The organism is Bacteriovorax sp. As-1 (genome assembly GCF_058446905.1).
The window spans coordinates 3,579,747-3,600,022 of record NZ_CP184341.1 but is presented as its reverse complement, the minus strand read 5'-3'; the positions used below and the strand labels follow the sequence as shown (position 1 = coordinate 3,600,022).

The 20,276-nt window shown below is 42.3% G+C and carries 21 protein-coding genes; 12 read left to right on the top strand and 9 right to left on the bottom strand.

What is annotated here, in order from left to right; translation table 11 throughout:
• Positions 1 to 22 precede the first annotated feature (22 nt).
• On the bottom strand, positions 23 to 343 hold the full coding sequence (locus ACN20O_RS18235; protein ID WP_491635875.1) for a hypothetical protein: 321 nt from the start codon (positions 341 to 343) through the stop codon (positions 23 to 25).
• A gap of 72 nt (positions 344 to 415) precedes the next feature.
• Here ACN20O_RS18235 and ACN20O_RS18230 point away from each other — a divergent pair, with 72 nt between their 5' ends.
• Positions 416 to 775, top strand: a complete 360-nt coding sequence (locus ACN20O_RS18230; protein ID WP_491635873.1) for an Hpt domain-containing protein — start codon at positions 416 to 418, stop codon at positions 773 to 775.
• Here the strand turns inward: ACN20O_RS18230 and ACN20O_RS18225 are convergent.
• The 5 genes from ACN20O_RS18225 to ACN20O_RS18205 form a co-directional block, all read right to left on the bottom strand.
• Positions 758 to 2,827 (bottom strand): alpha/beta fold hydrolase, encoded by a 2,070-nt coding sequence (locus ACN20O_RS18225; protein ID WP_491635871.1) that lies wholly within the window; start codon positions 2,825 to 2,827, stop codon positions 758 to 760. The genes ACN20O_RS18230 and ACN20O_RS18225 overlap by 18 nt on opposite strands.
• Before the next feature lie 2 nt (positions 2,828 to 2,829).
• Positions 2,830 to 3,900 carry a DNA polymerase IV gene (gene dinB / locus ACN20O_RS18220; protein ID WP_491635869.1) on the bottom strand — a complete coding sequence of 357 codons (1,071 nt, stop codon included), beginning with the start codon at positions 3,898 to 3,900 and terminating at the stop codon, positions 2,830 to 2,832.
• A gap of 91 nt (positions 3,901 to 3,991) precedes the next feature.
• A complete protein-coding gene (gene lexA / locus ACN20O_RS18215) occupies positions 3,992 to 4,603 on the bottom strand; it encodes a transcriptional repressor LexA (protein ID WP_491635867.1) in 612 nt (203 codons plus the stop codon).
• A 60-nt stretch (positions 4,604 to 4,663) separates the two neighbouring features.
• Entirely contained in the window at positions 4,664 to 6,442 is a 1,779-nt protein-coding gene (locus tag ACN20O_RS18210; protein ID WP_491635865.1) for a monovalent cation:proton antiporter-2 (CPA2) family protein, read from the bottom strand.
• A gap of 41 nt (positions 6,443 to 6,483) precedes the next feature.
• On the bottom strand, positions 6,484 to 7,314 hold the full coding sequence (locus ACN20O_RS18205; RefSeq protein WP_102243776.1) for an alpha-ketoglutarate-dependent dioxygenase AlkB: 831 nt from the start codon (positions 7,312 to 7,314) through the stop codon (positions 6,484 to 6,486).
• Positions 7,315 to 7,466: 152 nt separating this feature from the next.
• On the opposite strand from ACN20O_RS18205, the gene ACN20O_RS18200 reads away from it, so the two are divergent.
• The 4 genes from ACN20O_RS18200 (at position 7,467) to ACN20O_RS18185 (ending at position 11,445) form a co-directional block, all read left to right on the top strand.
• Complete coding sequence (locus tag ACN20O_RS18200) at positions 7,467 to 8,330, top strand: hypothetical protein (RefSeq protein ID WP_491635862.1); 864 nt, start codon at positions 7,467 to 7,469, stop codon at positions 8,328 to 8,330.
• A 154-nt stretch (positions 8,331 to 8,484) separates the two neighbouring features.
• Entirely contained in the window at positions 8,485 to 9,588 is a 1,104-nt protein-coding gene (locus ACN20O_RS18195; protein WP_491635860.1) for an imelysin family protein, read from the top strand.
• Between the two features lies 1 nt (position 9,589).
• The gene (locus ACN20O_RS18190; protein ID WP_491635858.1) at positions 9,590 to 10,942 is read left to right on the top strand and encodes a di-heme oxidoreductase family protein; all 1,353 of its coding nucleotides are present in this window, start codon (positions 9,590 to 9,592) and stop codon (positions 10,940 to 10,942) included.
• Between the two features lie 8 nt (positions 10,943 to 10,950).
• On the top strand, positions 10,951 to 11,445 hold the full coding sequence (locus ACN20O_RS18185; protein WP_491635856.1) for a hypothetical protein: 495 nt from the start codon (positions 10,951 to 10,953) through the stop codon (positions 11,443 to 11,445).
• Here ACN20O_RS18185 and ACN20O_RS18180 read toward each other — a convergent pair whose 3' ends face one another.
• On the bottom strand, positions 11,446 to 12,426 hold the full coding sequence (locus ACN20O_RS18180) for an extracellular catalytic domain type 1 short-chain-length polyhydroxyalkanoate depolymerase (protein WP_491635854.1): 981 nt from the start codon (positions 12,424 to 12,426) through the stop codon (positions 11,446 to 11,448). It lies immediately after the preceding gene.
• A gap of 190 nt (positions 12,427 to 12,616) precedes the next feature.
• On the opposite strand from ACN20O_RS18180, the gene ACN20O_RS18175 reads away from it, so the two are divergent.
• Genes ACN20O_RS18175 through ACN20O_RS18155 form a run of 5 tightly spaced genes read left to right on the top strand, consistent with a single transcriptional unit; the run spans position 12,617 to position 17,439 of the window.
• Entirely contained in the window at positions 12,617 to 13,426 is an 810-nt protein-coding gene (locus ACN20O_RS18175) for an alpha/beta fold hydrolase (protein ID WP_491635852.1), read from the top strand.
• Positions 13,427 to 14,461: a 3-oxoacyl-ACP synthase gene (locus tag ACN20O_RS18170; RefSeq protein WP_491635850.1), complete on the top strand. Its 1,035-nt coding sequence runs from the start codon at positions 13,427 to 13,429 to the stop codon at positions 14,459 to 14,461.
• A 13-nt stretch (positions 14,462 to 14,474) separates the two neighbouring features.
• Positions 14,475 to 15,206 (top strand): SDR family oxidoreductase, encoded by a 732-nt coding sequence (locus ACN20O_RS18165; protein WP_491635848.1) that lies wholly within the window; start codon positions 14,475 to 14,477, stop codon positions 15,204 to 15,206.
• 56 nt (positions 15,207 to 15,262) lie between these two features.
• The gene (locus tag ACN20O_RS18160) at positions 15,263 to 15,973 is read left to right on the top strand and encodes an alpha/beta fold hydrolase (RefSeq protein WP_491635846.1); all 711 of its coding nucleotides are present in this window, start codon (positions 15,263 to 15,265) and stop codon (positions 15,971 to 15,973) included.
• Positions 15,970 to 17,439, top strand: coding sequence for a class I adenylate-forming enzyme family protein (locus ACN20O_RS18155; RefSeq protein ID WP_491635844.1), 1,470 nt, complete (start codon positions 15,970 to 15,972; stop codon positions 17,437 to 17,439). The genes ACN20O_RS18160 and ACN20O_RS18155 overlap by 4 nt, the downstream gene beginning before the upstream one ends.
• A gap of 3 nt (positions 17,440 to 17,442) precedes the next feature.
• Here ACN20O_RS18155 and ACN20O_RS18150 read toward each other — a convergent pair whose 3' ends face one another.
• Both ACN20O_RS18150 and ACN20O_RS18145 read right to left on the bottom strand, forming a co-directional pair.
• Positions 17,443 to 17,565, bottom strand: coding sequence for a hypothetical protein (locus tag ACN20O_RS18150; protein WP_491635842.1), 123 nt, complete (start codon positions 17,563 to 17,565; stop codon positions 17,443 to 17,445).
• Positions 17,566 to 17,630: 65 nt separating this feature from the next.
• Complete coding sequence (locus tag ACN20O_RS18145; protein ID WP_491635840.1) at positions 17,631 to 17,927, bottom strand: DUF1636 family protein; 297 nt, start codon at positions 17,925 to 17,927, stop codon at positions 17,631 to 17,633.
• 105 nt (positions 17,928 to 18,032) lie between these two features.
• On the opposite strand from ACN20O_RS18145, the gene ACN20O_RS18140 reads away from it, so the two are divergent.
• Together ACN20O_RS18140 and ACN20O_RS18135 are read left to right on the top strand one after the other, a co-directional pair.
• Positions 18,033 to 19,445 carry a TonB-dependent receptor gene (locus ACN20O_RS18140; protein WP_491635838.1) on the top strand — a complete coding sequence of 471 codons (1,413 nt, stop codon included), beginning with the start codon at positions 18,033 to 18,035 and terminating at the stop codon, positions 19,443 to 19,445.
• Complete coding sequence (locus ACN20O_RS18135) at positions 19,435 to 20,262, top strand: S1/P1 nuclease (protein WP_491635836.1); 828 nt, start codon at positions 19,435 to 19,437, stop codon at positions 20,260 to 20,262. The genes ACN20O_RS18140 and ACN20O_RS18135 overlap by 11 nt, the downstream gene beginning before the upstream one ends.
• Positions 20,263 to 20,276 lie beyond the last annotated feature (14 nt).

Here is a 20,276-nt window from a genome sequence, read left to right as displayed (position 1 = left end):
CCTTCGGGTCCCTTTTTTGTTTCTAGATGATGTTTAGTTTTTTGAGATTTTCTCTGGAGAGTGGAAGAGTTTTATCATGGGTCTCTTCGTAACTCTTAACTTTCTTCCAGTCGCTCTCTTCGGCCGATCCTAAAAGAACCCCCTTCTTTTGCCATGACTGATCCTGAAGATAGGGTGAACCGGTCGCATTGGTGATCTCAACTTCTTCCTGTGCCTTAAGATCATTGGCCGCCTTAATCTCGTTGGCAATATCCTTTAGCTCTGAATTCTCATTTCCAGAGGCCCGTGACTGAGCACGGTAGAAGCTTCTGAGTATTTCGAGTTTGCGAACTCCATCTGTCATACCCGAACGTATCGGTCGGAAAATGAAAAAACTTTAATTCTAAATTTATTTTAGTTAAGATGAGAGAATCTTATGAATTATAAATCATTTAACGGGCCATTATTAAAAGAGCAGTTCCAAGGGGATGAAGAGATCCTTGTGGAGATGATTAAGAATTTTCAGAACTCTTGTCCTAATCTTCTAAAGTCTTTACGTAGCTCGGTTGAAGAAAAAGATGCAGACAAGTTAAGCCTGAGTGCTCATACGTTCAAGGGAGTCTTTAGCAATTTTTTTGCAGAAGAGGCCGTCAAGCTCGCCTACGAGCTGGAGATGTGTGGCCGAAAAGGGCAATTGGAAAACTCCCATTCGCTCTTAGAGCGACTGGAAAGTGAGCTTGCGCTTTTATTAGAGGAAATCCTCTTGCTCAAAAAATCGTTAAATGTGCTGTCTTAAAATGGCCTTGATATCACTTAAATGGGTCTTATGCGGATTATGTCCGGCGCTCTCTATTTCGTAGAGCTTGAAATCGGCCAGCTGGCCTTTGACTTCATTAAAGTGCACTTTGTATTTACCATCCATGCTTCCAACAATTCCCACCACTTTTAAGAGCGAGAGTTTTGCCATGACTTCCTGATAGAAATAAGGCGAGGTTCCCGGAGAGTTAAACTCCATTGAGGCCTGCCATTCTTCAGGTGCATGAGTGAGTTTTTTTTCCAAATCAATTGAATAATGAGCGGACTGGTTATACCCGGTAAAGATCGGATTTTTATACCAGCTTTCAAAAAAGATTTTCAGGTCATTTCCATCTTTGACATCTTTAAAAAGTATGCGATCCGATTCAAGTCGCATCCTTTTTTCTTCGGCCGTTTTAAACCCAAAGTGTGAAGACTCTAAAATCAATTGCTCTGGCCTTAAATAATCAAGGGCCAATTCTAGAGCAATCCTACCTCCCATTGAGTAGCCATAAAGCGTATAAGGGAGTCCCTGAGCTTTAAAGAGAATCAACTCACTTAAGTAGTAGAAAACATCTTCGCGCTTTTTAAAGGCCCCTGCGCGGCTTTTACCGTGGCCTGGGAAATCAATAAAGAGATAGGCGCATTGGTGATGAGAATCCATTAAAGGAATCATGTCGGTGTGATCTTCCATAAAACCATGAAAGAACACCACAAGTCTTTTAGCATCGGGATGGGGAATGTAGAGATAGTGTAGAAGATTTTTAAAAAACTCTTCGCGGGCAAAGTTCGCCACTTCAAAGCGTTTTGGCTTCATTCCTTCTTTCACCAGGTCTTTTCCTGCCGGATAAAAGTAGCGTGGCACTAAATAAGGGTGCAGTTCTTTTTTTAAATGGGCCTTAATATCATCAATTGTTTTATCAGGGTCTGTGCTCTTAAAAACCAGGGCCTGGGCCTTAGTCCATTCATGGTGATTAATCCCGACAGAGACGGCTTCTGCAATCCAAGGAAGCTCTTTAACTTTTATTTCCACTTCAATCGGATTGATGAGTTCGCCACCGCTTTTAAAAAGAATGTCTCCACGGTGAGAGAAAGAAAAAGTACCGTCGGCATTTTGAATACCAATATCTTTGGTATGGAAAAAACCTTCGTCATCTAAAGGTGCGCCCGGAGAAAGAGTCGGCCCTTTAATTAAAAAGTATCCATTTTCATCGAGCTTAACGCTCTGACCTTTTAAGGGAGTGCCGTTGAGCATGACCAGGGAAGAAGTCTCACTCATACCATAGGTTTCAAAAACAGGAAGATTTTCTTTTTTTGCTTCTAGCTTTAGCTCTTCACTTAAAGGCGCCCCACCAATTAAGATTCCGCGGCACTTTTTTAAGTTTGAAAGTTCCTGAGTTTCAGTGAGGGCACGCTTAAATTGTAGCGGCACTAAGGAAATAAATTGAAAGTCATTTTCAGGTACATTGGTCAAAGACCCCTTACTAAAAAAGGCCCGCCATAAAATCATCATCCCGCCAATGTGATGATGAGGGAGGTTCATAAAAGTCGTGTCGTTATGATTCATCTTAAAAAAATCAATCACGCTCAAAGCAGACGCGTAGACATTTTTTAAAGAAAGAAAAATCGCTTTTGAAGGCCCACTTGAGCCAGAACTCAAAATACTAAAGGCCATGGCCGATTCATTGATTTCTAGATCAGGGAAGGAAGTGTCTTTTTTCCCTGAACCGATAACTCCAGTGATGACTCGTTTAAATCCCAGGCTCTTTTGGTAATCCAAAAGAGCATTGTCTGGTTCTTTAGAAGAGAGCACCACCACATCTTTTTTAGCAAAGATGGAGGCAAGTAAATGGGCAAAGAAAAAATAAGGAGAGTCGATTTTTAAAGCGTAATAATTGTCTTCATCTTTAAGAGAGTCGGAGAGTGATAAAGAAAGATGAATAAGATCGCGGTAGCTTGAGGTGTAATCTTCTTCTTTAAAAAAAGGAAGGTCCCCAAGACGATCGTCTTCCAAAAACTGGGCGCAGTAGTCTCTTAAATTTAAATGTTCCATGCTTAAGCACAGAGAGGAAGCAGGCTTAATTGAATGGGATCAGCTTCTTCTCCTGTTAGAAATCTTACTCCAACACCAAGAAGACGTACAGGGCTACTTTTTTTTGCAAGGCTAACATTGAGCAAGCGGTAATAACTTTCGATATTGGCCAGCTTGTCGAAATGATTTTCTTCAAACTCAAAGGGGATGAGTGTTTCTTCTGAAGTCGACTGTTTAAAGTCAGAATACTTCACTTTGACAAAAATCTTTTTTATTTTTTTATGGGGCTCATCTTCAAGGTGACGCTCGACACGCTCTTTCATTTCAGAAAGAAGCTCTTCTAAATAAAGCTTCATTTCTTCCGGGTTCGTCATGTCTTTTAAAAAAGTGTTCTCCACACTCAGAGATTTTCTCTCCCAGTCTGTGCAGACTTCGCGATCGTCAATACCTTGTGAGTAGTAAAAAAGATCCAGGCTAAACTTGCCAAAACTCAAGGCCAAAACTTCTGGAGGGAATCGCCTTAAGTCTTCGCAAGTTTTAATGCCTAGACTTTCTAAATGCTGATGTCCTTTTTTACCGACACCAGGAATAAGTTTTACTGGTAGTTCTTTAATAAAGCCTTGCACCTCGTGGGGTTTAATAACAAAAAAACCATTGGGTTTTTTCCAGTCACTGGCGATTTTGGCCAGAAACTTATTAGGTGCAATTCCCACAGAGGCTGTAAGCCCTGTCGCTTTTAAAATATCTTCTTTAATCAAGCGGCCGACATCTATCGCACTCACATGATCACTGACATCAATATAAGCTTCATCCAAAGAAACCGTTTCTACCTTGTGAGAGTACTTCAGAAAAATTTTCTGAATGATCTCAGAGGCCTTTTGGTACTTTCTAAAGTTTGGTGGAAGGATCACCAAATTTGGGCAAAGTCTGACGGCATAATCCGTAGGCATTGCCGATTTCACTCCGAACTTGCGGGCAATGTAGTTACTTGTGCAAAGGACACTGCGAGTTCCCGGGGCCCCACCAATGGCCAGAGGAACATTCTTTAATTCCGGACGGTCACGCATTTCTACTTGAGCGTAAAAACAATCCATATCTACATGTATTATTTTTCGAACCATAAGACGTAACTATCCATTAACGCAAAATTGCGCATTCCATTTTTTAATTTTGTCCGCTTAAAAATTAGTAAGAGCGAAGAAGTCCTACTAAGTTTCCTACAATTTTAAAATCACCCACGTTTTCGTCGACGACGATAGGTGAGTAGTTCTTATTTGCAGGAAGAAGCTCAATTGCTTTTTTCTGTTGGCTGAAGGTTTTGACTGTCGCTTCACCATCAATAACTGCCACGACGATCTGGCCGTTGCGCGCTTCTTTGGTTGAACGGCAGACAATAACGTCTCCTTCAAGAATTCCCGCTTCAATCATCGAATCCCCTTTAACAGTCAGGGCGAAGTATTTAAAGCCACCTTTAATAAAGGTGCGGGGAACAGAGATCATGTTAGTGGCGTTTTCAATGGCCTCGATCGGGTTACCGGCAGCAACCATCCCTAGAAGAGGGATTTGGTCAGAGTCGGATTCGACTTCGTCATTTTTGATTTCCAGGCTTCTGCGCTGGTTCCATTCCCTTTCAATCAGTCCTTCTTTATTTAAGTACTGAAGGTACTTTTGGACTGACCCAAAAGATTTAAGGCCAAAGTGGTCTTTGATTTCTTTTTGAGTTGGGGAGTGGCCATGTTCTTTGTTGTAGGCCACAATGTAATCATAAAATTCTTTTTGTTTTTTTGTAATCGCCATAATAGAAGCATAAGCGTAACTTTTGCGTAAGTCAACAGCCCGGCAAATTTTTTTTACTTATTATTTTTGCTCCACCCCAGAGCTATCATCGCGGCTTAAAACCTCGGCCAATTGGGCCTGGGCCTGATGATACACAGACAAGAATTGTTTCTCGTCGTTGCGCACTTTGTGTTGCTCAGTGATCATTGCAAGATCGTGAGCGGCGAATTTTTTAATAAGCGCTTGCACTTTTTCTTCTGACTGACCCATCTCAATTAAGAGATCACTGGCGAAATTTAAACTCGAATCAAAGGTCTCTCGCTTAATTCGGTGAACCCCCATATCCATCATATCGAATGAGTGACCACGGTTTCTTGAGCGGGCAAAGATTTTAACGTGTGGGTATTTTTCTCTGATCGTCTTGGCCGCTCTAATTGAATCTTCAACATCATCGATGGCCAGTACAAAGTACTTCGCTTTGGCGATACCTGCGGCCTCGAGAATATCGAGCCTTGAAGCATCTCCATAATAAACTTTGTGGCTAAAACGTCTCACCAGTTCAATCTGGTTTGGGTCTCGGTCAATGGCCGTGAAAGGAATTTTTTGCGTGCGTAAAACGCGGGCAAAGATTTGTCCGAAGCGACCAAAACCAGCGATGATCACCTCAGGAGATTCATCCTGAATGGTATCGTAGTTAGGAGTATTGTTATTTTTGCAAGCGATGGCCTCGTACTTGTCATTTAGTAAAATTAACAGCGGGCTCATGGCCATAGAGATTGTAATCACGACAGTAAGAAGAGAGAGAATATCTGGATCGGCCAGGTTGTATGTCAGGGCGATACCAAAAATAACAAAAGCGAATTCTCCACCTTGTCCGATAGCAAGTGACATCAGTTTTGAATTCATCTTGTCCATTTTAAATGAACGGGCTATGAAAAAAAGAAGAAGGTGTTTAAAAACCAGGTAAGCAACTGAGAGACCGATGACCATTAGAGGTTTTGAAATCACCAGGTCCAGGTTTACACTCATACCTACTCCGATGAAGAATAGACCCATTAAAAGGTTTTTAAATGGTCCAAGATCGGCCTCAAGTTCGTGGCGGTATTCAGAGTCGGCAAGCAGAACGCCGGCGATAAAAGTCCCCAGAGCAGCAGAGAGACCAATTGAGAGCATCAGAGCGGCCACACCTAAAATAATGACGAGTGTAACGGCAGTAAAGAGTTCTCTGATTCTTGTGGCGCTGATGACGCGGAAAATCGGCCTGATCATAAAACGGCTGGCAAAAACTAAGAAGGCGATAATGGCGACGAACTTAATAAAGGTTCCCAGGTTAAGGGAACTCGATCCCGTATCAGCAAGAGTCGGAATGATGGCCAGAGCAGGGATAGCGAGTAAATCTTGCATTAGTAAAACAGCAAATGAAGACTGACCAAATTCTGTTCCCATCTGACTTCTTTCGCTTAGAGTTTGCAGGGCAAATGCTGTTGAAGAAAGAGAAAGGGCAAAACCAATCACTGCCGTAGAAGTAGTGCTAAGTCCAAGCTGTAGTCCAATCCCCATGAAAACCAGTGTACAAACTAAAACCTGAAGACCACCGAGCCCCACAAGTTTTGTTCGCATCTGCCAAAGTTTTTTTGGCTGGATTTCCAGGCCGATAATGAAAAGAAGAAGGATCACTCCTAATTCAGAAAAGTGTTTAATGTTCTCTGTTTCATGAGCGTGGTCAAATCCAAACGGACCCACCAGGATTCCGGCGATAAGATAGCCAAGAATAGACCCCAAACCCAAACGGGTGAAAATGGGGACGAGAATAACTGCTGAACCGATTAAAACGAGGGCCTGATTGATAAATGAATTCATGCCCTCTATTAAACTCTGTGCGATTTAATTTTACTAGTTTTTTATTCCTTTAAGGCGCGCTCAAAATGAGGTGAGTAGCGGGCAAGCATCTGCATATAACCCGTGACATCGCTTTTTTGTGGCGCAGGCAGTTCCTTAAAAGGAATTATGTGCTCTTCTGGTACGTATCTAAAGGTGAAATTAATTCTTCTTGTCTCGAAGTTTTCCACATTCAGTTTAAAGACGGTCTTAAGTTTATTTTCTACGCGCTGAACGCGGTGGAAAGCTTTGTCTTTATAAAGTTCCCCGCCAAAGATTTGCAATGAAGAATCTTCTAACCATTGTTCATAGATCACATTGTTTTTGAGGTCTTTTTTCCCGAGAACAAATTGGAAAAAGGCCCTCTCTCCAAAAGAGATAGAGGCCACCGGCCCAAGTTCAAAGTCTTTATGATCGCCCACGCGAGCGGTGTCGATTTTTTTCCCGGTCTCATCTATAGATGTTCCATAAAAATTGATCAGGCACGTATTGAGCTTCCATCCGCGAGGGACTTCGTGCTTTTTAAAATGCATCTTTGTGATGCCTTCAATGGTCTCGAGGATCTTTTTTAAGGCCTTCGGGTAATCTTCGGCCTTAATGCATCTGTTGTGGATGCCTTTTGGCGGGTGATAATAATTGAGACAGGCAAACTGCCAGTTTCCTAACCAGTACACCGGGCGTAGGAGTTGCCTTTGTGTATCGCCCTCGGGTGGCGGGTTATTTTCAGAGTAGCGCATCTCCCAGATAGGGTGAAGGGTGCCCAGCCATTCCAGGATGGCCTCTCTTTCATCTTTTTTAATAAAGGTCGGATGGTAGAAAAGCCCATCCTTTCGTACGATAATTTTCTTGCTCATATAAAGAACTTTTAGTTTCGCTTAACCCTGAATGTAAATTCAATGCCCTTTTATATGTAATTTTTACTAACTTTAGAAGACTTAATTGTTCTTTAGCAATTTGGCTGCTAAACCGTACTAACGAAAATTGTATACCGTGGGGGAATTACATCATGAAGACTTCTAATTTAACTAAGACCGCTCTAGCTGTAGTTGTTGTTGCTCAACTTCTATCAGTAGAAGCATTTGCTGGAACTAAGGTAACGAACCTTACAACCGACAAAATGGCGATCCAGGATCCGTACTTTCAGTTAAGCAAGCCAAGCATTACTGAAGTCACAGAAGAAGAGGCGTTGGAATTCATTAACGATGAAACTCTTGGACTAACTGTAAAGAACGTCATAGTTCCGAACATTCCACCAAGACCACCTGAAGAAAAAGGTGTGGTTAGCCCGGGAACAAACAAAGGGCTGGCGGCCGTAGCTGCAGAAGGAACGACACCATCTCCGAAGGCTGGATTTTTTGATGGTGTTATCATGGTTATCGACAAGTTAATCGCTATCGGACAAAAAATCATCCCGACTATTGAGAAAGGAAAAGCGGTTGTAATAAACAACCCAATGGCCGCAGTTTCTGTTCTTCCAAGACTAGACACTAAGGACACTGCTGTTCACGACATGGGGGGATGGTCACTTCCAGTCACTAAACACTACAAAATCTCTTACATTAACGGATTTAAAACTGAAGTCGTGGCCTTCGTTTACAGCATCACGTTCCAATACGGTGGACAGTTCAATGGAAGAGGTAAGTACCTTACAGGAATTAGAGCATCTGCTAGAAATATTTCTGTAGATTGGGGATTTGACCTTGATGCAAGCTCTCGTCTAATTGCAATCTCAAACGTTGGAACTCCTGCTAACGTAGTAGCTGGTGCAACAATTGAAATGTCTTACACAGTAAAGAACTGGACTAGGACGCTTACAACAAACACATCATTCTTCGTTGCTGGTGATGGAAGATTGTACAAACTTGATTAATTAACCCACAATTTATCTAACTCTTAAAAGGGGCCCGCATTTTTGCGGGCCTTTTTTTGATCTTATTCTTTTTTTCGTTGTCATGGGATGCAGTTTGAAGTATCAAACTATTGTTGAATTAGACATCCATGTTCACAAACAAAGGAATAATATTATGTTAAAAAGCCTTATCTGCTTGGTTTTACTAGGTTCTTTTTCTGCCGTCTCGGCCCAAATTCTGGAAGAAGCTCAAACAAAGAGCATTTCAGGGTACTCAAAACTCGTCTACAAAACTTATTCTGACTCTCTAAAGACAGCGATCACTTTAAAAGAAGACATCGCAAACTTTGTTAAAAATCCAAGTGTCATGACAATGGAAGTAGCAAAGAACTCTTGGAAGCTAGCGCGCGCTCCATACGGACAGAGTGAAGTTTTCCGTTTCTACAATGGTCCAATCGACCGCGATGGAGGGCCTGAAGGTCTACTAAACGCATGGCCGCTTGATGAAGCGTATATCGACTACGTTGTGGGAGCACCAAACGCAGGGATCATCAATAATTTGAGCGAATATCCAGTGATCAATAAAGAACTTCTTGAGTCTCTCAACGAGCTTGATGGAGAAAAAAATATCTCTACTGGTTACCATGCGATTGAATTCCTCCTATGGGGTCAAGACCTTTATGTTGATGGCCCGGGAAGAAGATCATATGAAGACTACGTTAAAGGAAAAGGCCTAAACGCTGAAAGAAGAGCGGCCTACCTTTTAATCGCAGCTGATCTTTTAATTGATCACCTTCAAGGTTTAGTTGATGAATGGGCGCCAAATAAAGCGAACTTTAGAGCTATGTTTGAATCACAAAAACAAACAAGCACACTTAAAGATATCCTTTCAGGAATCATCTACATGACTGGAGATGAACTCTCTGGAGAAAGAATGTACGTGGCCTACGAAACAATGGGGCAAGAAGATGAGCACTCGTGTTTTTCTGATATGACCCACATGGATATCCAGTGGAACTTCTGGGGTGTTGAAAATGTTTTAAAAGAAACAAAAATGTTAGAGCTTGCTCCTCTTAAAAACACTGAACTAGCTAAGAGAGTAAAAGCTCGCGTAGCAAAAGTTCACAAAATGCTAGCTGAACTTCCAGCTCCATTTGACCAAGCTATTCTTTCAGATACAGCTAGACCACTTATCCTGGCTTCAATTGAAGAAATGGAAGTTCTTGCTAAGGATCTAGTAGAAGTATCAGAAGCACTAAACGCAAAAGTAGATTTTTAATATGCACATAATTCTTTATCTTCTTCTTTCAATGTCTGCTTTTGCTAACGAAGAGTTCCCGGCGGGTGCCGGGAGCACTTCGGATTTATCTGTGGGCGCTTTTGGCCATCCGTTAAGTGGCGCCCGCGGACAAGAGCGCAGAGATTTTGTTTTAGGTAACAGCTTCTTTCAGTCAGTCTGGGTTACATCACCATCTTCAACTCCAATTAGAGACGGCCTTGGTCCAACTTACAACGCGACTTCATGCACGGCCTGTCACTTTAAAGACGGACGTGGAAGAGGGCTTCCTGAACAGGATGGCAAAGTGGACATTTCTCTCTTATTTAGATTGAGAGTGAAAAACGCTGACGGATCGGTGAGCGAACCAGAAAACTACGGCGGTCAATTTAACCCGCAGGGAATTGCTGGTGTGCCAGGTGAAGGGGACGCTTTTGTTAACTTTGAAGCCGTGACTGGCAAGTTTAGTGATGGAGAGGTCTATGAATTAAAAAAACCTCGCTACACATTTATGAATCTTGCATTCGGAGCTTTTCCAAAAAACACTATTTTCTCTCCCAGAGTCGGCCCGCATATGAGTGGTCTTGGTCTGATTGAAAACATTAAAGAAGAAGATATTTTAAAACAGGCGGACCCGGATGATTTAGACGGCGATGGCATTTCGGGAAGACCCAATATCGTTTACTCGATTGTTGAAAGAAAGAAGGTTCTGGGGCGCTTTGGCTGGAAGGCCGGGAAAGCAAGCCTGCTTGAACAAAACGCGGCCGCTTTTCATGGGGATATCGGAATCACTAGTTATTTACACCCTGAAGAGGACTGCCCTCTGGTGCAAATTGACTGCGCTAAAAAAAGAACACAAGACGACATTTCCCCGGAGCTTTTAGGGAAGGTGACCATTTACACACAGCTTTTATCGGTTCCAGTTAAAAGAGACGTAGGTTTAAAATCAGTGGAAAGCGGCAAAGCTGTTTTTATGAAGATGAACTGCCAAAGCTGTCACACACCAAGCTATGTAACCGGCACAATCTCAGAGTTTGAAATTTTAAATAACCAAACTATTTATCCTTACTCGGATTTTCTTCTCCACGACATGGGCGATGAACTCGCCGATGATATAGGCAATTATAAAAATGAAGAAGACGCCGAAACACGCGAATGGAGAACTCCACCTCTTTGGGGATTGGGTCTCGTTTCGGTGGTTAACGGTCACACTCGCTTAATGCACGATGGGAGAGCAAGAGACTTCAATGAAGCAATCCTATGGCATGGGGGAGAGGCCCAAAAATCAAGACAGAAATATTTAAATCTAACGAAAAAAGAGCGCGACGATGTTGTGGCGTTCTTGAAAAGTTTATAGGGGATTTTATGAAATTATTTTTAGTATTAGCGATGCTCTCGACAACTGCCATGGCCGAAACATTTAAGCTTCCAGCTGGGATCACTTTTCGCGCTAAAGGTGTGGGTTATGATTGTGGTGAATTTTTCTCTGATTATAGGCCAGCTCCAAAAAAATACGCTGACCAAAAAATCACTTTTCTTCAGTTAGCTGCTGATAAAGACCTGAATACTTTTTTAGTGGAAGGGACATTCCCGGGAACTGACGGTGGACTTTGTACATTTGGACTTTTTTTAAATCGCTCGCGCGATACAAAATCTATGGAAATTGACCACACTGAAGTTGTATCAACTGGAAGTGTAGACGCTTGTACTGAAACAAAGAACTGGATTGACTACAACATGAGTTCAATGAAGTATTACGCTTCAAAAAGAGGGATTCGCTTTATTGCTTTTGAAGTCATGAATGAAGAAAATGATGTTTGTCCAAACAATACAGTGAGAGCGGTTTTCGATAGAAGATAATTAAAGGCCGAAGCGCTTAAAAAACTTCATAATCATCGCACTCGCATCCGGACCTTTCGGCTCATTGTACGGAAGGTCTGGAACTCCACCGCTCCAACCGTGAGAGAGATTGTTGATCATGTAGCGCTCGATAAAAATATCTTTATCTGAATTCGTGGTTGTATATAGAGTGTAGCCGTAAGTTTTTGTATCCGGAACGCTCATCACATTTTTTTCCAGGAAGTAAGAGTTATCTCTGATTCCGTTATCCAAAAAATCATTAAAAATTTTAAATTCAGTTTCAACCTGGAAAGCATGAATGGGGCTCATTAAAGGTGAGTTCATTCCGTGGAAAATGATAATCGGCATGACCTTTGGTCGTTGTCCTACAAAAAGTGAACAATTGTTTCCGTAGAAGCCCGCAACTGAGGCCGGAACATTCGCTCCACTTAAAACAACTTCCGCAAAATCCATTCCCATGTAAGATGAATAAAATTGTGAGCCATCATGAGAGGCCAGTGCTTTAAATCTTTCCGGGTAACAATTTCCTAAAATATTAACCATGGAAGCCCCGGCACTCATGCCGGCAGCATAAACTCTTTCTTTATCGGCGTCGTATTTTTCAATGACTGCATCGAGCATCTCGACAATGACTTGCGCTTCACCTGCGCGAGCGTTGTTGGCCGGCATTATCCAGTTCCAACATTTAAAAGAGTTGTAAGCAATATTTTGTTCAGGAAAAAGAGCGATGAATTTTTCTTTGTCGGCCCACTTTTCGATACGCGAGCCCTTTGCAAAGTCGGCCGCATTTTGCTGGCAACCGTGAAGCATGACAACAATTGCAGGTTTTACTCTCGAAGAAAGTGTATCTGGGACATAAATTTTATAATTTCTTGCCCCGTAGATTCCTTGATATTTATCAGTGGTCCACGTACCCGCAAGAGCGAATGAAATTGAACAAATATTTAATACTACGAGGAGATAAAGTCTTTTTAGTGTCATAGGGCGCCTTTATAGAGCAATTGTGAAAGATTTTGTAGCCTAATGCGTAGGTGTTAGACAAAGTAAGTTTAAAAAAAGTTCTAAATATCGACTTTTTCATGGCCCGTCTGATCTTGACAGTTTCGTTGTGGCGCGCGAATTTTCACGTGCAAATTATTTTTCCTTTTGTTTTTCATTAGAGGACCCCTATATGAAATTATCAAAAATCACTCGAGATTTTGGCGATGTCGCATTTTATACAGAAGGCACAGGTCCATTTCTGTTAGGCCTTTCTGGTTTTACATGCAGTCATTACAATTTTATTGATTTAGCGCAAGAGCTGAAAAAAAACTACACTGTCGTTTTAATTGATAACCGTGCAACGGGAAAATCTTCTCGCACATCAGAAGATTATTTGATGAAAGACCTTGCCGAAGACGCTCTAGCGGTGATGGATTCATTAGGCGCAAAAACTTTTGGACTGATGGGAATTTCAATGGGTGGCTTTATCGCTCAGGAAGTTGTCCGCTTGGCCCCAGAGAGAGTGAGTGCTCTTTCACTAATGTGTACAACATCAGGGCCTCCTACTTTTGATCACCCTAAAAAATTAACAGAAGCAGATCTTCGCGCTTCTGCTGCATGGCCTGCCCGCGACTACGCGGAGTTCATGACAAGATTTACCACTCACCCAAATTTAGAAAAAAATGATCCAGAAAGATTTCAGCGAATCATCAACCTTCGGCTAGAGCACCCAATGGATCTGGAAGAAAAAATCCGCCAGAATAAGGCGGCCGTGACTTTCTTAGAAACGCCAAACCATTTGGCAGCGATCAAGTGCCCAGTGTACGCGATTGCCGGTGAAGGGGATCGTTTCGTGAGTCCTGAGTCTCCAAAAATATTTAAGAGTGTGATCCCGCAAACGGTGGTTGAACTTGTTCCAGAAACTGATCACTACTTCTTCTTAGAAAAACCTGTTTTAGTTGCTGAAAAATTACATAACTTCTTTCAAGGGAAAGTTTAAATGACTTATATCAATCTAAAAAAGGCCGCGGTTTGGCTTCCAGAGGGTTTTGAAGATGCAGCTTACATCGCCCGTGAATCGGGAGTGCCAGAGCACGTTGTCTCTCAAAAAATGGGAATCGTAAGAAAGTGCCGTGCTGATAGAAACACTCACCCGGGTGATATGGCCGTGAACGCTGCCAAAAAAGTTTTAAAAGGCATCGATCCTCTTTCAATCGATATGGTGATCTGGACAGGTTCAGAATACAAAGACTACATCGTGTGGACGGCAGGGATTTATGTGCAAAGAGAGCTGGGATTAAAAAATGCCCGAGCATTTGATATCTCGGCGAGATGTTCAAATAAAATCCTCGGTCTTCACTTAGCTAAGTCGCTAATGATGACAGATAAAAAAATCAACCGTGTCCTTCTTTGTGGAGGTCACAAAACCGGTGATCTTGTTAATTACAAAGACGCCAACACAAGATTCTTATACAACCTTGCTGACGGTGGATCGGCGATTCTTCTTGAAAAAAGTGATGTGGCCGAAAACCCATTATTAGACTCTTCAATTATCACTGATGGAGATTTTACAACGGACGTTATCGTCCCAGGTGGTGGGACAAGACACCCATGGAAAGAGGGAATTGATGTGAGCATGAGCTACCTTCAAGTTCCAGATGTTGACGGAATGAGAGAGAGACTTGAAAAAAGATCGATCACAAACTTCCTGCAAGTGATCCGTGAAGCTTCAAACAATGAATTAAAAAAGCCAATCGATTATCTCGCGATTCTTCACATGAAGAAATCTGCCCACGATGCGATTTTGGAACCAATGGAATTAAAACAAGAACAGTCTATTTACCTTGATCACTACGGACACTTCGGAGCCCCTGATCAGGTTCTTTCTCTTGGACTTGCAGAAAAGCGCGGAAAACTTAAAAAAGGTGACCACGTGGTTTTGGCGAGTGCAGGGATTGGTTACATGTGGTCGGCGATGTCACTTCGTTGGGACACAAATACTTTTGATACAAATGAATTACAAGATTTAGGTTAAATAGGAGAAAAACATGAAAGGACTAACAAACAAAAGAGTATTCATTACAGGTGCAGCTTCAGGAATCGGTCGTGCGACAGCTGAGAGATTCTATGCTGAGGGATCAGAGCTGGTTTTAGTTGACTTGCCAACTCTTGAGCAGTCAGAACTAAGTGCACTTTTTCCAAACAAAATGACTTATATCTCTGGAGACGTAACAAAAGCGGAAACTCTAGATGCAATTAAAGCTGAAATGGCAAAAGGTGTAGACGTTCTAATCAACAACGCTGGTATCACAAAAGATGCAACTCTTCTAAAGATGACAGACGAGCAATGGGACGCGGTTATCGCAGTTAACTTAACGTCAATCTTCAAGCTTTCAAAAGCTGCTGCTGAAGTGATGAAAGCTGCTGGAAAGGGTGGATCAATCATTCACGCTGCTTCTGTTGTTGCTCACTACGGAAACTTCGGACAAACAAACTACTCAGCAACTAAAGCTGGTGTTATCGCTATGGCAAAGACTATGGCAAAAGAACTTGGAAAAGATAAAATCCGTGTAAACGCGGTTGCTCCAGGATTCATCGCTACTCCAATGGTTAAGAAAATGCCTGAGAAAGTTCTGGCGATGATGGAAGAAAAAGCTTCCCTAAGAAGATTAGGTGAGCCAGCTGATATCGCTGCTGCTTACGCTTTCTTAGCAAGTGACGATGCTTCATACATCACTGGAACATGCCTAAACGTTGATGGTGGTACAATATTAGGCTAGAACTTTACTCACTTTTAGAAGGAAAAAAACAAAAAGACTCTGATCCAACATTAGTTTTGGTCAATGGTCTTTTTGCTGACACGACATCGTTTGATGGAGCGTGCTTCTATTTGCGCGAAAAGTTTCAGTATCTAAGATACGATTGCAGAGGGCAGGGGAAATCTCCCAAGCCGGATTCAATCTATCATTTAGAAGATCATGTAATGGACCTGCGCGGTCTATTGGAAGACAAACGGCTTGGTAAAATTTTACTCATTGGTTTAAGTAACGGCGCTCGTATCGCAATGGAGTACGCAAGACGATACCCAACTGATGTTGTGGGTGTGGTTGCTTGTGATACCTTCGATATCCCGACACCGATGATTAAAGCAAAACTTGGTAGTTGGCTTAAGGCCCACGAAACAGGTGGACCGCTTCATCGTTTTGATATCGCTACCCCATGGATATGGGGCGAAGATATTTTTAATGAAAAGAGCGAGCTGTTTTTAAGCTACCGTGAGCGCGCAGGAACTATCGAAAGTCATGTCGTCTCCAATCTTATTTTGGGGGCCATGCAGACAGATATTGATATCTCTGAGATCACTTGCCCGATCCTTTTTGTGGCGGGAAAAGAAGATCTCCTGACTCCGCCGTTTCTGCATGAAAAGATGCAGGCAAAATCAAAAAACGCGGAATTTAAAATGGCCCAAGGTGGGCACGCTGGTCTGATTGAAAGACCGGCCATTATGGATAGTCTAATTCTTCCTTGGATTGAGAAAATAGTATGAGTCATTGGATTGATTTCTTAGAAAAAAACGCGCACGTCTACGACGATAAAGTGGCCATCATTGACCAGGAAACAAATCGTCGCCTGACATATGCTGAGTTAAACCGCGAAGTGGACCAGTGGGCCGCTGTGCTTTCTCATCAAGGCGTTTCTAAGGATGATCCTATTGCTTTTTTAAATACGACGAACTGTCTTCTTCACGTGACTCTTATGCTTGCGTGCTCGAAGATCGGAGCTTTTTTTGTTCCCCTAAATTTCCGTCTTTCAAATCCGGAAATTGAAAATGTGGTCAAGGCGTTAGGCCCAAAACTTTATGTAGGCGTGGGAGAAAAAGTCCTTAACGTTGATGTGCCTTATCTTGATACAAAACAAGTCAATCTAAACGAGTATTCGTCTTACCCGGAAAACAAATCGACTCTTGATGACACCATTCTGATGCTTTATACATCGGGATCAACTGGTGTTCCTAAAGGAGTTATGTTTCACGGGAATATGCTTTTAACCAATCAGATTGAAACGTGTAAGGGATGGGGGCTGACTCCTGATGACATCACCTTAGTTGAAACTCCATTTTTCCACACAGGTGGATACAACGTTTTACTTCTTCCACTTTTATACTTAGGTGGAACGGCGATTCTGGCCCAGGCCTTTAATCCGGAAAACGTTTTTAACTGCATCGAAAAAGAAAAAGTCTCGGTGTACTTTGGTGTGCCGACGATGTTTCAAATGCTTCTTGAAAAACCGCGTTTTAACGAATGCGATTTTTCTTCGATCCGCTTTTTTGTCTCAGGTGGAGCTGCTTGCTCGATCCCGATGATTGAGGAGTACCAAAAGAAAGGGTTGATGTTTAAGCAGGGATTTGGTCTTACTGAAGTTGGGCCAAACTGTTTTCTTCTGGATGAAAAAGACGCCATTAAAAAAGCCGGGTCAATCGGAAGGCCAATGCCACACTCGCGTGTTCGCGTGATCAATAAAGAAGGAAAAGACGTCGCGGTTAACGAGCCGGGAGAGCTACTTCTTGCTGGACCACATGTCTGTGCCGGATATTATAAAAACCCGAAGGCGTTTGAAGAAACATATAAAAATAATTTTTTCCACACGGGGGACCTGGTTCGTTTTGATAGCGATGGGTTTTTCTACGTTGTTGGAAGAATTAAAGACATGTATATCTCTGGTGGCGAGAACGTTTATCCAGGTGAAGTAGAAAAACAAATCACAACTCATCCAAAAATTTCTGAAGCAGTCGTGGTCTCAGTTCCCAATGAAAAATGGGGTGAAGTGGGTTTTGCGTTTTTAAAGACTGATGGAGAAAATTTATCTTCTGAAGTCCTGCGCGAGTATTTAAACCCATTACTTTCAAGATACAAACACCCGCAGCACGTTTACTGTATGAAGGAATTTCCGCTTTTACCTAACGGCAAAGTCGATAGAAAAGAGCTTAAGAAAAAAGCACTGGCACTAGTTTAAAAACTATTTTCTGTTTGCTTTAACTCGTACGCGCACACGGGATTTATCAATATTTGTTCTAGAAACAAACACCATCATCACTAAGCTTGTAGCTAAAACAAAAACTGTTGCGTCCATAAAGCTCATAAAAATCTCCCAAAGATGGGGTCAAAACATATGACCGGTATTCTTCTTATCGGGTTCTTTTTAAACTACTTTAGTCGAGCAGCTTCCTCGGTTAATTTGGCAAACAGCGCATCTTCATCCTCCGGGCGAAGTCTCAGATTCCATTCACCTTTAGGGTAAAGCACGCTGGCGATCCCAGATTCGCATTCACCCAGGCAATTTGAGGCGGATACGCGTACTTCGCTCTTGGAAAAGCACTCGCGGGCGCGGCTTTTGAGGTTTTTTCTCATGGCCACGGCCTCTTCGGGAGAGCTTTCTGTGCCATCGGGACGGTTATATGTACAGCTGGTGCAAACAAATAAATGGGCCTTTAATTTACTCATAAAATCCTCTTCACACTGATTGGTAATTTCTCGCCGAGTGTTTTCTTCTGACTATATTATAGCTATCATTAGAGAGAAACAATTTCATTTTTTTAAGAGGTAACCATGGGACTGGGGCAGAGACAAAAAGCTCTAGAGATCAATCTCAATAGCAAAATTTACGGAACCTTCGCCGAGATCGGTGCTGGTCAGGAAGTGGCCCGCCATTTCTTCCGCGCAGGTGGTGCGGCAGGAACGATTGCTAAAAGTATTTCTGCTTATGACATGACCATGAGTGATGCCATTTATGGCAGAGAAAAAACCGGCCGTTATGTTTGTGAAGAGCGATTACAGAAAATGCTCGACACTGAATATGAAACGCTAGTGTCGCGCTTAGAAAATGTGAGAACAACAGAGACCACTTACTTTGCTTTTGCCAATACAGTGTCGGCAAAATCATTTAAGGGAACGGGTGAGAACCATGGCTGGATTGGAGTGAAATTCCAACATGAGCCAAAAGCAGAGCCTTCTCAAGTGATCATGCACGTTAGTATGCTCGATGCTGAAAATATTCAGCAGCAAGAGGCCCTGGGTTATATCGGTGTAAACTTAATCTATGCCGCTTACTACTTAGCTCAAAACAGTGAAGAGTTTATCGCCAGCCTGATGGATGGGCTGACAACGTCGAGAATTAAAATCGACATGATTAGCGCTAAGGGCGCTGCTTTTCATGGGATTGACAGCAGGCTGCTGTGTCTTGAACTGGTAAAAAGTAAATTATGTGAATCAGTTATTTTTGATGAAAATGGAAACGTCCTTCAGGCCTCTGAGGTCTTATATAAAAAGAACGTGCTGGTTGTGCGTGGAGGTTACAGACCGCCAACTAATTTAAGTTTAGATATGCTGGAGTGTGGGCTTCGAAAATTTAAGGCCTCACTGGATAAAAGTGAGCAGGAAAACATTATCGTCATTCCAGAAATCAGTATGTCGCTTTTACTTGACCGCGGCACTGTGGATAACGAAGACTTCCTGGCCCGAGTTGACCTGCTCTCTGCTTTGGGGCAGAAGGTTTTGATTTCTAATTCTGAGTCCTACAGCGACCTGAATATGTTTTTTACAAAATACGCTAAGAAAAAAATCGGATTTGTGATGGCCTCATACAATCTTGAAGAAATCTTAAATAAGAGCAAATACGATGGCAACCGATGTGGTTTGGGCCTAGTCGGATCAATCGGGAGATTATTAGAGCCAAACACAAGGCTTTATATTTATCCTGCACGTGATGAAGAAAATAGTGAGATCCAGACTATTGAGTCCATCCAGGTTAGTGACGATATGACGTTTCTTTTAATGTATTTAAAAGAAAATCATTTGATTGAGGACATTGAGGACTACAATCCTGAAGTGATTTCAATCTGGTCGAGAAGAGTGTTAAAAATGATCCAGGATGGGACAGAGGGCTGGGAAAAATTCGTTCCGGCTTCGGTTGCCAAGACTGTTAAAAAGAAATGTTTATTTGGAGCAAAGTGTGACATTTAAAAAAGTATTATTAGTTTGTGCAGTGTTATCCATTTCACCCAAGGCCTTCTCATGGGGAAAAACAGGACATAGAATTGTCGCTGAAATCGCCCAGAGAAACTTAAACACAGATGCTCAAAAAGGTGTAAAAGGTCTCTTAGGTGTTGATGATCTTTCTCGAGTAGCGACTTTTTCCGATGAGATCAGGTCAAATAAAGCTTTCGATTACACGGCCCCATGGCACTACGCCAGCATTCCTACAGGGAAAACTTATTTCGATCAAAAGCGCTCTAAAGATGGCGATGTGATCGAGGGACTCTTCCGCATGGAAGAAACTCTAAGAGACCCAAAAAAATCAAAAGAAGATAAGGCCTTCGCTCTTAAATTCATGGTGCACATGATGGGAGATCTTCACCAGCCGCTTCATGTGGGTATTGCTGAAGACCGCGGAGGAAACACTGTGCGCCTGAGATGGTTTAAAGGTGAGACAAACTTGCATGCCATCTGGGATGAGAGCATTGTGGATTTTGAACAACTCTCTTACACAGAATACTCGACTTATTTAAATCATTTCACAAGCGATGAGAAAAAAGACTTCAGCAAAGGGACATTCTTAGACTGGGCCAAAGAGTCACAGGATCTAAGAGGATTAGTTTATGACACTGGTGGAAGTGAGAATTTAACTTACGAGTACCACTTTAGAATGAAGCCTACAATGGAGCTTCGTTTACGTCAGGCCGGAATCAGACTTGCAAGTCTTCTTAACAGCATCTTTAGAAATGAAAAGTTGCCAAAAGAGTACGAAGCGTTAAGACAAAAAGTGAAGGACAACATTTAAGATCAGGTGAGAAA